A 14,864-nucleotide genomic window follows, 5' to 3' on the forward strand; every position below is an offset into this window, starting at 1 on the left:
TGCATGGAAAAATTAGTATGAAAGCACTTTCAAAAACAGCAGTTAGCTTGGCAATTTCTACAATCGCAGCACAAAAAGCGCAGCCATTACATGGTTTGCAGACTCGTGATACCAATTCACCAGCGCCAAGTTCTGAATTAGACCAGTTAGCGGTTCAGTTCCGTGATCGTTTGGCGCAATTGGATGCACTTATTAGCCGAAGCCGTACTCAACTTGAGCGTGTTGATAATCTTCCAACTGACTTACGAGAACAATTGGAAGCACGCTCTAACGAAATCCGAGATTTGACAGGTCAAATTGAAGATATTCAGCAAAAAATGATTGATGGTGTGCATAGCCGTTCTGAAGATCCAGATGCAGTGGCTTCCATCTTGATCCGTAACAAAGACATTTTGGATCAAGCAAAAGCAATTCTACGTTCTAAAGGCAAGTTCCAATTTAATGACTTGAATGCACGTAATATTGTGACTTTAACGGGTATTGGTACCACTGCCCAATTCGCACAAAATGATTTAAGCCGTACGCTGACACGCCCATTAAACCTTTTGGATTGGATTTCTTTTACCCCAATCACAAATGAGTTTGTACCGTTATTGCGTGAATCGGCTTATGAAATTATGGCTGATATTGTCCTGGAAGGTGCAGATAAGCCAGAGTCAAATCTAACCTTTGGCGTGGTGGATATGAAAGCCGATACCATTGCCCACTGGATTAAAGTTTCAAACCAGCTCATTTCTGATATGCCGACACTGGCTGCGTACATTGAAGGTCGTTTGGCTTATGGTGTGCGTATGAAACTTGAAGCCAAAATTGTGGTGGGTGATGGTCGTTCTACAGGTGCACGTACATTTATTGGTTTGATTGAAGCTGATCAATTTATTGAAGTCGATCCAGCTGCAGATGACACCGCAATTGATGTGATCAACAAAGGGAAATACAAAGCATCGGCAGGTGGTTTATTGCCTGAAGCAATCATTCTAAACCCTGAAGACTGGGGCACGATTGAGCGTATTAAAGGTGAAGATGGCCATTATATTTTTGGTTCACCTGGTGCAGCGGTTCAGCCAGTACTTTGGGGTTTACCTGTGATTTTGTCTGCAGCAATGACTTTGGGCAAATATTGGGTAGGTAACTTAACTCTGGGTGTGGCTGCATTTATGCGTGAAGATGTCGCAGTTGAGCTTTCAACTGAAGATGGCAATAACTTCACCAAAAACTTATGCACCATCCGTGCAGAAATGCGTGGTTGCTGTGGTGTAGCCATTCCAGACGCTTGTGCCAGCGGTGATCTTGTATACGTAGCGCCTTAATCGTACGAACCTAAAAAGCAGTCCACTTCGCCTTGCACTGCGTTCAAAGCAGTCCTTGAACTTGTTCAGGGGCTGCTTTTTTTTACCACTTTTTCTGTCTCAAAAAGGCTATTTTTATGAGTAATTACATCGAACCAGCAATCGTGAAGACGCAATTGCGCGTATTGCACGCCCGCGATGATACCTACATTGATTTACTCACAAAAGCAGCTTTGAAATACATTGAAAATTTTATTGATAAGCCACTTGATGACGTGCTTACCGATGGGATTTTTCCTGAAGATTTGACCATTGCTGCCTTGTTGGTGATTACCGACATGTATGAAAACCGTGCTGCTCAGACTGAGGTCAATTTGTACGTGAACCGAGCAGTGGAAAATTACATGCTGCCTTATCGCAAAATGGGGGTGTGATGTGCATGAACAATTTGAAGCGTGGTTTAAGCAGCAAGAATTCTACAAAACATTGATATTTATTCATGGCGAAACTGTGATGTTCAAGGATAAGGATATATATCGGCTTTTGGTTGTTCAAATTGCTTTTGAAGCATATCTGGAGGGACAGCAATGCACTCAGGTCAATTAGATACTTTGTTTGAGGTTTATCAGCAGTCTTCAGAGAAGAATACGGCAGGGCAAAAGAAAGATGTGTGGACAAAAGTTGGCAGCTTTTATGGTGGGGTAGAGCCGATTAGTACACAAACATTTGTTCAATCAGGGGTGCAAGGTTCGGCACTGGTTTGCCGTGTTGTCATGCGTCCAGATGACTATCCTGAGTTAAATTCTGCCTTAATTATTAAAGATGTAGATCGCGGGAATATTTATAAAATTTCAGGGGTTTTACCAATCAATAAAGGCAAGCAATCCTTGTTATGTACGATAGGTAAACTTTTATGAATTTTACAGCCGAGATTGAAGGCTGGGACGAAACAAAAAAGCAAATGCAACGATTGGTGAGCTTGGCCAAGGAAAAGCAGCTCACTCAAAATGCGTTGTTTTATGCATCACAGCCAATGATTGAAGAAATTAAGCAGAATGCTCCTAGAGCGGAAAAAGCTTATTACAGATATTACAGAGGGTCACTTCGCCAACGTAAAAAAGGGAATCCACAAAATTCAAGAAAGCTGATAAGACCAGGAACACTTAGACGAAATATTGCGCGAAAGCGTATCAGAGTCGATGGTGGTGTTGCTGTAGGCATCTACATCAAAAATAAAGCCTTTTACTTTCGTTTTATTGAATTTGGGACACCTCATATTTTGGCTGTGCCTTTTATTCGTCCTGCGTATGACAAGAACAAAGATTTAGCGATAGTTCGATTTATTGAACGTTATCGAGAATATATTCAAAAAGTTCTTGCAAAACAGCAATTAAGTACTTTGAAAGAGGGGGATTCTGATGCTGGTTAAAGAAATCATCTATTCAGTGTTGAGTCCGTTATTCAATGATCGTGTTGGTCCACATCCCTTGCCACAAGGATTTGATACCAATGAAACCTATGTGACTTATCAAGGTATTTCAGCTGTACCACTGAACACGGTGAAAGGGTGGACTGGCCACAGTCAACATCGGGTTCAAATCAATATTTTTCATGCCGACATCATTGAATGCGAAAAAGCTAAAAATCGTGTGATGTGGGCTATGGATCAGCAACCTCATGCATCGTGTGTAGTGGTAGATGAGCGTGATGAAGGCTTGGATGAAGAAACTCAAGTATATCAACAACAAGTCGACTTCTTGATTTGGCAAGAAGTCGAAAAGGAGTAAAGCATGGCTGATAAAGCTTTAATTGATTCGCAGGGTATTACAATTTCATATAAAGAGGCATCTGCTTCTACATTTGAAGAGGTGCTTGAAGTTACCGATAGCCCACTACCTACAAAAAAACGTGAAGTAGATGATATTACAACGGTTAAATCTACCCACAAAGAAACAGCAGCTGCAGGTGTGATTAGTAGTGATGATTTGGCATATGAACTGTTAATGATTTCTGGTAGCGCACAGCAAACTGCATTAGATGAGCATTTCGAAGCGGGGACCATGTTAGATTGGAAAGTTGTACTGCCTGATGCACTTCAAACCACCTATACCTTTTCTGGCACCATTACTGAATTGTCTCCAGTTCGTGCCGCAAACAAGAAAAACCGCTTCCGTTTGACTATTGCGGTGAATGGAAAAGTAACTAAAACCGACACCACTGTACCTTAACGCTTAAACAGTAATTGCCCGCTATAACAGCGGGTTTTTTACTTCTTAAAATTGGAAAAAATATGAAAACTGCAAATGCCATTGAATTACCAAACTTAGCATCTCTATTTTTAACTGCTGCTGAAAATCGTGAAGTTGAGACTCATGAAATTGAAGGTCTGGGTAAAGTAGGTATTAAAAAATTAAGCATTGCTGCTCGCGATGAATGGGTGGCTTCTGAAAAAGATTCAACCATTTGTTTATTGCAAAATGCTGTCTGTGATCCAGACACTGGAATTCTTGTATTAAAAGAAATTCAGCTTGAACGTTTGAAAGAGTTACCAACCACTATTGTTGATTCTTTGATTGAGAAAATCTTCAAACATAATGGTATGAAAACCGTCAAAGATTTGCGTGAAGAACAGCAGTCAGTTGAATTAAAAAACTCCAAAGCCGACCAGAGCTAAAATTTAAATTTCAGCTTGCACTGAGATTAGGGCGAACGGTTGGCGAACTTGAATCATCCATGACTTATGAAGAGTTTGTCTATTGGCAAGCATTCAACATACTTGAGCCAATCGGTATTTATCGAGAGGACCTATTGTTTGGAAATATTGCCAAAACATTTGCTGATGTGAATGTCTCTGATCATGGTTTGGGATTAGAAAACTTTATGATGTTTAGACAGCCTGTAGAGCGGACAGTCGAAGATGTCTGTGATGACATTAAGACGAGAATGGCTGGATTAATCTAAACAGTTGTTGGATTAGGTCAGTATTTTTCCTATATTCTAATCTCTTATTTATAAGGGGTTAGAATGGAACTATTAAATTCACCATTAAAAAAAGCTGATTTTGATCAGATTGATATCTATTTTAACGCTTATAAGTCAAAATTTTTAAAGCTAGATATCAAACAGTTAGGTATCGAAAAATTTAAGAGTGATTTCGAAAGCTTTGATAAATATTTAATTAATTTAAGTGATGCCGAAAAGGGAAGAGCTTGGTTGTATCTATATTCCAAAGTTACAAAGTATTTAAGGGAGCAAGCTTCAGTTATTCAGCCAATTAAGCAGGTTGATAATCCAAATTCTGGGAAGTTGGCTTCATACATTGTAAGTCTTGTTATTTTGGCAATTGTAGGATGGGGCATACACGCATTTTTAAATAGGAGCGAAAGCCCAGAACAAAAGCAAAGAAGAATACAAATGGATAGGATCATTTCTGCTGAAATTGCAGTTAGCAGCATTTTGAAAGATCCTGATTCTGCCAAGTTTAGAAATCAAAGAGGCTTCTGTGGTGAGGTAAACTCAAAAAATAGTTTTGGGGCCTACACTGGATATACCCGATATATTGCACCAAAACCAGATTTAATCACTTTCGAGTCAAATCTTGATCAAGGCGAATTTGAAGCATTATGGAATAAGCTTTGTAAATAGTAAATTTTATTAATCAGCCACCTTCGGGTGGTTTTTTTTCGAGTAAAGAAAATGGCAGATGATTTATTAGGTCGTGTTCAAATTCTGTTGGAAGCGGATACAACCAGACTTGAAACAGGTATGGCGGGCGCTGAAAGGATCACTGATCGGTCTGTCAAAAGTATGAAAACTGGATTCCAAGGTGTTACATCAGAAGTTAAAAAGACACAAAATCAGGTTGATAGCTTTTCAAAATCTATTTCTGAGCATGAAACAGAAGTGCGAAGCATTGCGAAGTCTTATGATGTGGCAGCTTTAGCTGTCAAAGGATTAAGTGCTGTTGCCGCAGGTGTTTCAATTGGAAGCTTAACGTCTTATGCAAGTAATTACATTTCAAAAGCATCTGAAATTCAAAAATTTGCAACTTTGGTTGGTTCTAGTACTCAGCAATTTCAATATTACGCGGCTGGTGCAGAAGCAGCTGGCATCGGTATCGATAAATTTTCTGATTTGGGGAAAGATGCCTTAGACAAACTTGGTGATGCAATGGCTGGCCAAGGTGAAATGATGGACTTCTTTGATCAAATTGCTCCAAAAATTGGTGTGACTATTGAACAATTTAAAGGGTTAAGTGGTCCAGAGGTTATTCAGAAATATTACAACGGATTACAGCAAGCTAATCTTGAGCATCCCGAAGTTGTAAAGTTTATGGAACAAATTGCTGATGAAGGCAGTTTGCTCATTCCAATGCTTAAAGATGGTGGTGCTGGTTTTATTCAATGGGGTGATGCGGCACAGCGTGCAGGTGCAATTCTTTCAGATAGTATGATTAAAGACTTAAAACAGGCGAAAGATAACATCGCCTTATTAAGTTTAGAATGGCAAGGATTTCAGGCAAATATTGTCAATAATGTTGTTCCAACATTAGAACTCTTAAAAGAAAATTCTGATTCAGTTCAAGCAGGTGCCATTGCACTGGCTGCTTATGTTGGCACCCAACTTGTAATGGCTTTAGGAAAAGCAACAATTGCAGGTTATGCAAAGGCTACGCAGTTAAGAGATCAAATTGTTGTCCAAATGACTGCGATTCAACTTGAAAAGCAGGCAGCAGCACAAGATTTGATTGGTGCGCAAGCGCAGGTTGTGAATACACAGGCGACATTATCAGCACTTGCAGCAGAACGGGCATTAGAGCTTCAACGTTTAAAAGCCCAGATTTCCGCACAAGGTTTAGCAGCTTCGCAAACCAGATTGGCTGAAATTAGTGTCATTGAATCACAAGTTAAAAAAGAGTTGGTTCTTGCGAATAATGCTTTGGCAGCTTCTCAAGCGCGTGTAACAGCAGCCCAAGCATCAAGTTTAACTGTAGGTCGATCTCTATTAGGATTTCTAGGTGGTCCTATCGGTTTAGGACTTACTGTTGCAACTGTTGCTGCCTCTTATTTATTGCTTAAGGACAACACATCAGATGTTTCTTCTACTTTGGATATGCAGGGACATAGTGTTGATGAGTTGAAAGAAAAATGGCGTGATCTTAATTCAATTCAGAAAGATACTTTGGCACTTGGGCTTGAAAAAAGTATTGAGGATTTACGAGTTAAGTACGTTACAGCATCCTCGGATCTGAATGCCTGGATTGGATATATCGAAGATTCAGGCCGTGTTTCGGAAAAAGTGGCGCGTCAAATTCAGGAACAATATAAGGAATATTCTAAAGGGCGTATTACTGCTGATGAGTTTTATAGTTCGATTAAGGCTATCAATGGCATTTCGGATGAGCAAGTTGTAAAACTTCGTGGCTTGATCACGGCCAACCAAAACAGCAAGCAAGCCTATGAAGAAGTTAAGCAAAAGCGTGATGCACTGGTTAATTCAACTCCAAATGCAGTATCTGCACAAAATGCTGAAACTGAAGCAATTCGAAAAAAGAATCAGGAGTTGCAAAAGACTAAAGCATTGCAAGAAAGTTATGCGCAAAAAAACCTGAAAAATGATTTTTTAATCAAAAACACGGCTGTTTTTGGTGGTGGACAAAAAGGTTTTGAAAAGTCTCAAGCAGTTACAGAGTTTTATTCTGAGAATAAAATTCCTATGACACGGAGTTTGACCGCGCAAGAGTATGACATTTTCAATAAATGGTACGAGAAGCAACAAGCTGTAAAAACCTTACAGGAGTCTATTACGGCATCTGAGAAGGAACGAACCAAGGAGATTGAAAAACAGCAGAAGATTTTGCAGGTCAATGCAAAAGTTCAAATGCTTTCTAGTAAGTACGATATTTCGTCTAGAGCTGCTGCCGCTGGAATACCTCAAGGTTTGATTGAGGCTATGATCATGCAGGAAAGTAAAGGCAACAAGAATGCAGTTGGTCCTGTTACGAAAAATGGAGAGAGAGCTAGAGGTTTAGCTCAATTTATGCCAGGAACAGCAAAACAATATGGCGTTAATGTTTTTGATGAAGAATCAAGTATTAATGGCATGATCAAATATATGTCAGTTCTCATCAAGCAATTTGGCGGTGATATTGATAAGGCCGTCATGGCATATAATGCTGGGCCTACAAATGTTGAAAATGGCAGAGCATATGGGTTTAAGGAGACAAAGGGTTACCTGTCTAATGTTAAATCTTATACTGCTGGAGTAAATGGATTTGTAGGAACTTCGAGTGACTTTGAGAAATCCCTTCAGTATGGATCAAAGGCTCTTGCTGATGCATTAGAGGAGCAAGACCGTATTCGAGAGCAGTATGCAACGAAATGGGAGCAGCTTGAAAAAACTCATACTGAAAATGTTGAAGATATTCGAAATGCTTTTGCTAATGACACGACTACACGCGACATGTTGCTTCAGCGTGAAAATGAAAGACATGCAGTAGCCATTGAGGATTGGGTCAAATACGAAGATCGTCGGGTAAAGGAAGAACAGGAGGCAAATCAGGAAATTATCCGCGCTCGTCAAGAAGCTTTCCAGGCAATGAATGGTCCAATGAGCCAATTGGCAGAAATTGGAATCAATGCTCAAGCTCAAGTAGGTATGTCACCAGCTGAATTATCACGTTGGAAACAGAATAATCAGCAGCAAGATGGATATTCTGAACTGGGTGATTATTTAGGGCAAGCAAACGAAGCCATTCGTAATAATGAGTTATTAACTCAGCAAGAACGATATGCGCAGCTTGAAGATGTTTATCGCCAGTACCTCGAAAGTAAACGTGCACTTGGTGAGCAATATGCACTTCAAGAGCAAGAGTTGGCCAAGTCTCAACATCAAGAGCAATTGAATCTTTGGGGCAGCTTGGTTTCGCAAGCGCAAAATACCTGGAGTCAAGTTACTCAAGCTGTTAAAGATAGCGCGGGTGAACAGTCAGTAGCATATAAGATTGCTTTCTTGGCACAACAGACTTTCTCTATTGCATCAACTTTGATTTCTGCACACTTGGCAGCAACTCAGGCAGCAGCAGATCCATCGAATATTACATTGCCAGGCAAAATTGCTGCTTCGGAAGCAATGTTGGCAATGGGTTATGCAAATGCGGGTTTAATTGCAGCTCAGACTATTGCAGGTGTTTTCCACGGTGGTACAGATTATGTGCCTAAAGAATCGAGTTATTTGCTGGATGAAGGTGAACGTGTTTTGTCACCACGACAAAACCAAGATTTAACCAGTTATTTGGCCAACCGTGAAAACGCTGGTTCGAGTGGATCTGTCCAAATTAGCCAGTCAATAACGTTCACCGATACAGGAGCGCAAGTTGATACTCAAGGGCAAAAAGAAGTTGCCCAAAGCCTTAACAATATGATGGATGCCTGGGCTAGACGAGAAAGCAGGCAAGGTGGTGTTTTGTATAATTTATCTAGAGGGAAATGATGAGCAACTTAATTTTCACTTGGGATAATGACTTATCTGGCAATTCAGGAACGCATCAATTTAATACTCTCAGTAGTAGTTTTGGTGATGGCTATGAACAAAATGTTTCGGTAGGTATAAATAACCGAAAAGGGACATGGCCAATTACCAAGACTGCTAAAAAAGAGGTTATTCAATCGATCAAGCAGTTTCTTGATTCACATAAAGGGGCTGATTCATTTTTGTGGGAATCTCCATTGGATGGCCAAGTTCGAGTAAAAGCGGGTGAGTATCAAATTGTTTATCGTGGTTCAGGTTTATATCGCCTGACCACCACCTTCACCCAAGTCTTTTACCCTTAAATCTTATTCAATTTCATGCCCTGCTTAGTCAGGGCTTTTTAGTGAGCAAATTATGACTAAGCAAACAGTTAGTTTGGGTACAGCACCAACTGGAGCAGGCGGGGATACATTCCGATCTGCTGCTTCAAAATTACAAGCAAATGATAATGAACTCTATGCAGCTTTAGGTGGTGCGTCTGGTACTTTGCCTGCGGCATTACCAATTGCAAATGGCGGTACAGGGGCGACTACAGCGCCAGCAGCGAGAACAGCACTAAATCTAGGAACTGCCGCAACAGCAACAATGACTGTATCAGGCAAAGACACTACATCAGGGCGCGTAATAAAAGTAGGTGATTTTGGACTCGGAATAAGTCTTTCTATTGATGACTTAGGCCTAGGCACAGCCATGCCGTCAGGATTTTACGCAGGAGGAAGTGTATCGGCGAATGATACGGCTAACTCGATTGGCACATTCTCTGCATTTATTCATACCACACGTCGTCAGGAGAGTACGCAACAAGAGCACTCATGGCAGTTCGGCAAAAATCAAACAGTCAACGATATGAAATATAGATTTAATACTACTGGTACGTGGAGTTCATGGTATACCTTCAATACCACAAGAAATACGACTATAGACGCGAATGGATTTATTAAGGCCGCTTCCCCAATTGTTCAGCTATTTGCTGACAGAATAGAGCTGAATGATGAAGCACAGCTTCAAGAAATTACCTTTGAAAAACTAGCGGTAGGCGATTATTTGATCGGTGGTACAAGTGGTTTTGCGCAAGAAGGCTGGTATGTAGAAACCCCAAAAGATGCCAATGGTAATGTCCTGTTTTCAGTGATTTATGACACATTGGAAAATGGTGATATTTCAGTAAAAACCTACAAGAAAAAATTCGATCTTGAGACAGCTTCAATTGTGGCTGATTTGAGTCAACCTGTAGATATTACACCAGGGCGCTGGATCGATTTACGACTGCAGGAAATACCAGTAGAAGAGCTGGAATTATTGGAATCAAGTACACCTCCTGATTTTCAACCTACCAATTTGAGTCAGGCAGTGGCTGAAGCAATGGTGACTTACGATGGCACTGAATAGTGATTTTCAAAAGCTCTATGTCGATGGATTAATTACACTGTATGAACTAGATGCCAGCCAATTAGGGGCTGGCATTTTACGTTTTCATGGTCATATTTCTTTTCAAGATTGGGAACGTATCTATACATCAATCGGATCAGCAGGATTAATTGGTGCGGATACGGTAGGGATCGGCAAAGTCTTTGATGTAGGTTCTGAAAAAGTTTGGAATCGGAATATTATTTGGCAAGGTCAGAGTTTTGAACCCTTACCGCTTGAAGTGACAGGGTTGGAAATGCGTTCCGATGGTAAAGCATCGGCTCCGTCCTTAACGATGGCCAACAATATTGCTGGGGTACAGAATGCCGTTTCTGCATATTGCCTGCAGTTCAATGATTTTGCAGGTGCCAGACTGAAGGTCATTCGAACTTTAGCGAAATACCTGGATGCGGAGAACTTTAGTGCGGGCAACAGCAGTGCCTCGAATGAAGCCAATGAGCAGCTTTGGTATATCGAACAAAAGACTTCAGAAAGTTCAGCACAAGTATCTTTTGAACTCTCCAATCCGATTGATTTTGAGGGGCAAAGAATCCCTGTCCGTCAAATTACCAATATATGCCATTGGTGTGTTATGGGGAATTATCGTGGCGAAGAATGTGGCTATACAGGGGCTGCAATGTTTACTGACAAAGATGAGCCAACAGATAATCCTGCATTAGATAAATGTAGCGGGCGTTTAAGTTCCTGCAAGTTACGCTTTGGCTCTAATCCATTACCGATTGGGGGTTATCCAGCAGCCAACTTAATTGGGTGAGTTATGCAATTATCAGCAACGATCAAGCATGCCGTGATAGAGCATGCTGCACAGGTGTATCCGCAAGAATGCTGCGGTGTCATCGTAAGTGGAATTTATCTCCCTTGTCGGAATGTCGCTGGTGAATTAAATCAATTTGAAATTCATCATGAAGACTTGGCAAATGCTGAAGACATGGGGGAAATACAAGCCTATGTCCATTCACACCCGAATGCCAGTGCTCGAGCATCTGAACTGGATTTAATCCAAATTGAGTTGCACCAAAAGCCTTGGGTGATCTGTGCATATCCAGAAGTTGAATTTCAGGTGTATGAACCCTTTGGCTATCAACCTGCTTTGGTCGGGCGTAATTATTACCATGGATGGCAAGACTGTTATGCCTTGATCCGTGATTACTATCAGCGCGAACACAATATCACGATCCCTGATTTCGAACGTATAGATCGTTGGTGGGAAGATCCAGCGCATGAATCACTGTATTTGGACAATTTTACAAAAGCAGGCTTTTATGAAGTGGATACTTTACAGCGCGGTGATGTGCTTATTTGCCGCGTGGGTCGTACTGAACACCCTAATCATGCTGCTGTGTATCTTGCTGATGATGGCAAGCTCCAGTCGGAACAAAACGAACCCTGCATCGGCTCTGCTCTAATTCTGCATCATCCTTATGGGCGCAAGTCTGTACGAGAAATCTACGGGGCACAGTGGCAGGAACGAGTGGTTAAGATTGTGAGGCATCAAGATGTTAAAAACCATTAAGTTGTACGGCATTCTAGGGAAGAAATTTGGCAAACAATTCAAGCTGGATGTGGCCAACACGCGCGAAGCAATGCGTGCATTATCGGCACAAGTTCCTGGCTTTGAAAAGTTCATGCTTCATGCCCATGAGCAAGGCTTGGGCTTTGCGGTATACCAGGACAAACATAATATTTCAGAACAAGAAATTGATATGTCGACAGAGGCAGCAGTCATCAAGATTGTGCCTAAAGTCATGGGCGCTGGTGGTGATAGTGGCGTATTACAGATCGTACTTGGAGTGGTCCTCGTTGTAGCGGGTTACTTTACATTCGGTGCAACCTCTGTCTATGGGATGGCCTTAATCGGTGCAGGTGCAGGGATGCTCGTTGGTGGTGTTGCACAGATGCTGATGCCGAAAGTGAGCGATACACAAGACAATAATCAGGATGGCAATAAATCCAATATGGGTTTTGGTGGTGCAGTCACAACAGTTGCCCAAGGGAATCCAGTACCCGTATTGCGAGGTCGTCGTGAAGTTGGTGGTTTTATTGTTTCAGCAGGGCAATATCCAGAAGATCAAATGTAAATCATCTTATTTTTATGGGCGCGTTAAGCGCCTTTTTTAATGCTTGGGTAGGCGTATGAATCGAGTGGTGCAAGGTGCAAAAGCGGGCAGCGGTGAAGCAAGAAAGTCTGTCATTGCTACAGACTCGGCACAATCCAAAACCTTTATTAAAATTCTCTATGGTTTATCCGAAGGACCAATCAAAGGCTTGGTTGATGGCATACGTTCTATTTATCTGGACGATACCCCTTTGCAAGATGCAAATGGAATTTGGAACTTTGAAAATGTAACGGTTGATTCGCGTCTAGGCACCAATGACCAAACCTATATCGAAGGCTTTCCAGATATCTCGTCAGAAACAGGTATTGGAGTCGAGCTTAAATCCAGTGCTGCATGGGTCAAGAGTTATACCAATCTTGAACTTGATGCACTCCGTATCCGATTACGCTGGGGACCATTGCGTGAACAGAATATGGAAAATGGGGATGTCAGTGGAATCACCATACTCTATGCAATCGATTTACAAACTGATGGCGGGACGTGGACCGAAGTTTTAAATACCAAAATTTCAGATAAAACCTCTGCAAATTATGAGCGTTCCCACCGAATTGATTTACCTAAAGCCAATTTTGGGTGGCAGGTGCGGGTTCGACGCATAACCCCGAATTCAAGTTCAGAGTCGGTCAGTGACAAGATGTATGTGCAGGCGATCACTGAAGTGATTGATGCCAAATTGCGTTATCCCAATACAGCCTTGTTGGGGTTGCAATACGATGCTGAAACCTTTTCCAATGTGGCGAAGATGGCAGTTGAATGCGAAGGCGTAGAGATTCTACTTCCGAGCAACTATAACCCCGTCAGCCGTGTTTACACGGGATTATGGGATGGTACATTCAAACGAGCTTACAGCAATAACCCTGCTTGGCATTTTTATGATGCATGTATCAGCAAACGCTATGCACTGGGTGAGCGTATTAATTCAAGCATGATTGATAAATGGTCAATCTATCGCTTGGGTCAATACTGTGATCAATTGGTTCCAGATGGAAAGGGTGGACAGGAACCTCGTTTCACTTTAAATGTCTACGAGCAATCTCAGGATGATGCCTGGTCTATTCTCTCAAAAATGGCAGGGGCGTTTCGTGCTTACATCTATTGGGATGGTCAGGCCATTGTTTGTGATGCGGATATTCCCCAAGATACCTATTTTACCTATACCGCAGCCAATGTCATTGATGGGCATTTTGAATATTCAGGCACACGTGCACGTGATCGCCACACAGTTGCAAAAGTCGCATGGGACAATCCGAATAATCGCTATAAAACTGAATATGTTTTTGTCCGGGATGAAGCAGCAATTGCCCGACTCGGTATTCGTATTGCTGATATTTCTGCTTATGGTTGTACCAGTGAAGCACAGGCACAACGTGCAGGACATTGGGCACTTAAATCCGAACAATATGAAACGCGCACAGTGACTTTCAAAGTCGGACTTGATGGATTTATTCCGCGCCCTGGTAAAGTCATTGAAGTTGCAGATGAGCTGTTTGCAGGTCGTGCCAATGGTGGTCGTATTGCTGCAGTCAGTGCAGACCTAAAACGAATTACTTTAGACCGTGATGGGGTGATCTGTCAGCCTGGTGATCGCTTGGTGGTTAATGGTGAAAACGGTACAGCGCAGGCACGTATTGTTCAATCCATGACAGGGCGAGTAATTACGGTTGTATCGGCATTTGAATCAGTCGCTGTGCAAAATGTTTGGGTTCTAGATGCACAAGATCTGGCCACAATGAAGTTCCGTGTAATTTCAATTACTCAGGATGATCGCCATCAATTTACGATTAATGCTCTTCAATACAATGCATCAAAATATGATGCCATTGATAACGGGGCTTTTATTGATGAACGGCCAATTTCGATAATCAATCCGAAATTGCAGAATCCTGTTGCTTTGGTTGAGATCAGTTCAGAGCAAATGGTGCAGCAAGGCTTAACTGTTGCAACCATGATCATTACTTGGCCACAAGTGGAAGGTGCGACCAAGTATCAAGTCGAATGGCGTAAGGATGATGGTTCATGGTTAAAGCTGCCGATCACTGGAAGCAATTCAGTAGAAGTTCAAGGGATTTATACGGGCAATTATCAGGCACGTGTGGTTGCAATCAATGCCTTTGATATAGCTTCACTGGCCACCTATTCAACACTGACAGCACTGAAAGGAAAACAAGGTAATCCACCTAAGCTGGCATTCATTTCAGCAACAGGCATTTTGTTTGGTATGCATTTGAAGTGGGGGTTTCCAACAGTAGGCGCTTTGGATACGGCCTATACGGAAATTCAGGTTTCACCTGATGGGATCAGTAATATTGCGCAGCTTGGCTTGTTCTCATATCCGACCACAACCCATACGATCCAAGGATTACAGCCAAACTTAACCCAGTTTTATCGGGGGCGTTTGATTGACCGTATTGGAAATATTGGGGATTGGTCGAACTGGACCAATGCAACAACCTCTGCAGATGCATCGGATGTCCTGGATATTCTGTCTGGAAAGATCACT

The 14,864-nt window shown here is 41.8% G+C and carries 16 protein-coding genes; all 16 read left to right on the forward strand.

All coding sequences use genetic code 11. The features are described 5' to 3' along the window. The first annotated feature begins 17 nt into the window (after positions 1–17). On the forward strand, positions 18–1,310 hold the full coding sequence (locus tag ACWQ4X_RS15700) for a phage major capsid protein (RefSeq protein WP_457904264.1): 1,293 nt from the start codon (positions 18–20) through the stop codon (positions 1,308–1,310). Positions 1,311–1,426: 116 nt separating this feature from the next. Then, complete coding sequence (locus ACWQ4X_RS15705; RefSeq protein WP_457904265.1) at positions 1,427–1,723, forward strand: head-tail connector protein; 297 nt, start codon at positions 1,427–1,429, stop codon at positions 1,721–1,723. Between the two features lie 153 nt (positions 1,724–1,876). Continuing rightward, entirely contained in the window at positions 1,877–2,206 is a 330-nt protein-coding gene (locus tag ACWQ4X_RS15710; RefSeq protein WP_457904266.1) for a phage head completion protein, read from the forward strand. Next, positions 2,203–2,718: an HK97-gp10 family putative phage morphogenesis protein gene (locus ACWQ4X_RS15715; RefSeq protein ID WP_457904267.1), complete on the forward strand. Its 516-nt coding sequence runs from the start codon at positions 2,203–2,205 to the stop codon at positions 2,716–2,718. The genes ACWQ4X_RS15710 and ACWQ4X_RS15715 overlap by 4 nt, the downstream gene beginning before the upstream one ends. Beyond that, positions 2,708–3,076 (forward strand): hypothetical protein, encoded by a 369-nt coding sequence (locus ACWQ4X_RS15720; RefSeq protein ID WP_457904268.1) that lies wholly within the window; start codon positions 2,708–2,710, stop codon positions 3,074–3,076. The genes ACWQ4X_RS15715 and ACWQ4X_RS15720 overlap by 11 nt, the downstream gene beginning before the upstream one ends. Positions 3,077–3,079: 3 nt before the next feature. Further along, positions 3,080–3,517 (forward strand): phage tail tube protein, encoded by a 438-nt coding sequence (locus ACWQ4X_RS15725; protein WP_457904269.1) that lies wholly within the window; start codon positions 3,080–3,082, stop codon positions 3,515–3,517. A gap of 62 nt (positions 3,518–3,579) precedes the next feature. Next, positions 3,580–3,963 carry a hypothetical protein gene (locus ACWQ4X_RS15730; RefSeq protein WP_457904270.1) on the forward strand — a complete coding sequence of 128 codons (384 nt, stop codon included), beginning with the start codon at positions 3,580–3,582 and terminating at the stop codon, positions 3,961–3,963. A gap of 59 nt (positions 3,964–4,022) precedes the next feature. Next, positions 4,023–4,250, forward strand: a complete 228-nt coding sequence (locus tag ACWQ4X_RS15735; RefSeq protein WP_457904271.1) for a phage tail assembly protein T — start codon at positions 4,023–4,025, stop codon at positions 4,248–4,250. Positions 4,251–4,313: 63 nt separating this feature from the next. After that, complete coding sequence (locus tag ACWQ4X_RS15740; protein WP_457904272.1) at positions 4,314–4,934, forward strand: hypothetical protein; 621 nt, start codon at positions 4,314–4,316, stop codon at positions 4,932–4,934. 51 nt (positions 4,935–4,985) lie between these two features. Then, positions 4,986–8,780, forward strand: a complete 3,795-nt coding sequence (locus tag ACWQ4X_RS15745) for a transglycosylase SLT domain-containing protein (protein ID WP_457904273.1) — start codon at positions 4,986–4,988, stop codon at positions 8,778–8,780. Next, positions 8,780–9,121 (forward strand): phage tail protein, encoded by a 342-nt coding sequence (locus ACWQ4X_RS15750; RefSeq protein WP_457904274.1) that lies wholly within the window; start codon positions 8,780–8,782, stop codon positions 9,119–9,121. Before ACWQ4X_RS15745 ends, ACWQ4X_RS15750 begins: the two co-directional genes overlap by 1 nt. A gap of 52 nt (positions 9,122–9,173) precedes the next feature. After that, positions 9,174–10,208, forward strand: coding sequence for a phage tail fiber protein (locus tag ACWQ4X_RS15755; RefSeq protein WP_457904275.1), 1,035 nt, complete (start codon positions 9,174–9,176; stop codon positions 10,206–10,208). Further along, positions 10,195–11,001, forward strand: a complete 807-nt coding sequence (locus tag ACWQ4X_RS15760) for a phage minor tail protein L (protein WP_457904276.1) — start codon at positions 10,195–10,197, stop codon at positions 10,999–11,001. Before ACWQ4X_RS15755 ends, ACWQ4X_RS15760 begins: the two co-directional genes overlap by 14 nt. Positions 11,002–11,004: 3 nt before the next feature. After that, positions 11,005–11,760, forward strand: coding sequence for a C40 family peptidase (locus tag ACWQ4X_RS15765; protein ID WP_457904277.1), 756 nt, complete (start codon positions 11,005–11,007; stop codon positions 11,758–11,760). Further along, positions 11,744–12,325, forward strand: coding sequence for a tail assembly protein (locus ACWQ4X_RS15770; protein WP_457904278.1), 582 nt, complete (start codon positions 11,744–11,746; stop codon positions 12,323–12,325). Before ACWQ4X_RS15765 ends, ACWQ4X_RS15770 begins: the two co-directional genes overlap by 17 nt. Positions 12,326–12,380: 55 nt before the next feature. After that, on the forward strand, positions 12,381–14,864 hold a 2,484-nt coding region (locus ACWQ4X_RS15775), incomplete at its 3' end, for a host specificity protein J (RefSeq protein WP_457904279.1).

Source organism: Acinetobacter sp. NigerLNRRAM0016, from assembly GCF_054112845.1.

What these genes read in the sequence shown, in the direction of transcription:
- ACWQ4X_RS15765 (WP_457904277.1), top strand. Translation starts at nt 11,005, where the DNA reads ATGCAATTATCAGCAACGATCAAGCATGCCGTGATAGAGCATGCTGCA.
- ACWQ4X_RS15740 (WP_457904272.1), top strand. Translation starts at nt 4,314, where the DNA reads ATGGAACTATTAAATTCACCATTAAAAAAAGCTGATTTTGATCAGATT.
- ACWQ4X_RS15725 (WP_457904269.1), top strand. Translation starts at nt 3,080, where the DNA reads ATGGCTGATAAAGCTTTAATTGATTCGCAGGGTATTACAATTTCATAT.
- ACWQ4X_RS15755 (WP_457904275.1), top strand. Translation starts at nt 9,174, where the DNA reads ATGACTAAGCAAACAGTTAGTTTGGGTACAGCACCAACTGGAGCAGGC.
- ACWQ4X_RS15700 (WP_457904264.1), top strand. Translation starts at nt 18, where the DNA reads ATGAAAGCACTTTCAAAAACAGCAGTTAGCTTGGCAATTTCTACAATC.
- ACWQ4X_RS15750 (WP_457904274.1), top strand. Translation starts at nt 8,780, where the DNA reads ATGAGCAACTTAATTTTCACTTGGGATAATGACTTATCTGGCAATTCA.
- ACWQ4X_RS15745 (WP_457904273.1), top strand. Translation starts at nt 4,986, where the DNA reads ATGGCAGATGATTTATTAGGTCGTGTTCAAATTCTGTTGGAAGCGGAT.
- ACWQ4X_RS15715 (WP_457904267.1), top strand. Translation starts at nt 2,203, where the DNA reads ATGAATTTTACAGCCGAGATTGAAGGCTGGGACGAAACAAAAAAGCAA.
- ACWQ4X_RS15705 (WP_457904265.1), top strand. Translation starts at nt 1,427, where the DNA reads ATGAGTAATTACATCGAACCAGCAATCGTGAAGACGCAATTGCGCGTA.
- ACWQ4X_RS15720 (WP_457904268.1), top strand. Translation starts at nt 2,708, where the DNA reads ATGCTGGTTAAAGAAATCATCTATTCAGTGTTGAGTCCGTTATTCAAT.
- ACWQ4X_RS15770 (WP_457904278.1), top strand. Translation starts at nt 11,744, where the DNA reads ATGTTAAAAACCATTAAGTTGTACGGCATTCTAGGGAAGAAATTTGGC.
- ACWQ4X_RS15710 (WP_457904266.1), top strand. Translation starts at nt 1,877, where the DNA reads ATGCACTCAGGTCAATTAGATACTTTGTTTGAGGTTTATCAGCAGTCT.
- ACWQ4X_RS15735 (WP_457904271.1), top strand. Translation starts at nt 4,023, where the DNA reads ATGACTTATGAAGAGTTTGTCTATTGGCAAGCATTCAACATACTTGAG.
- ACWQ4X_RS15730 (WP_457904270.1), top strand. Translation starts at nt 3,580, where the DNA reads ATGAAAACTGCAAATGCCATTGAATTACCAAACTTAGCATCTCTATTT.
- ACWQ4X_RS15760 (WP_457904276.1), top strand. Translation starts at nt 10,195, where the DNA reads ATGGCACTGAATAGTGATTTTCAAAAGCTCTATGTCGATGGATTAATT.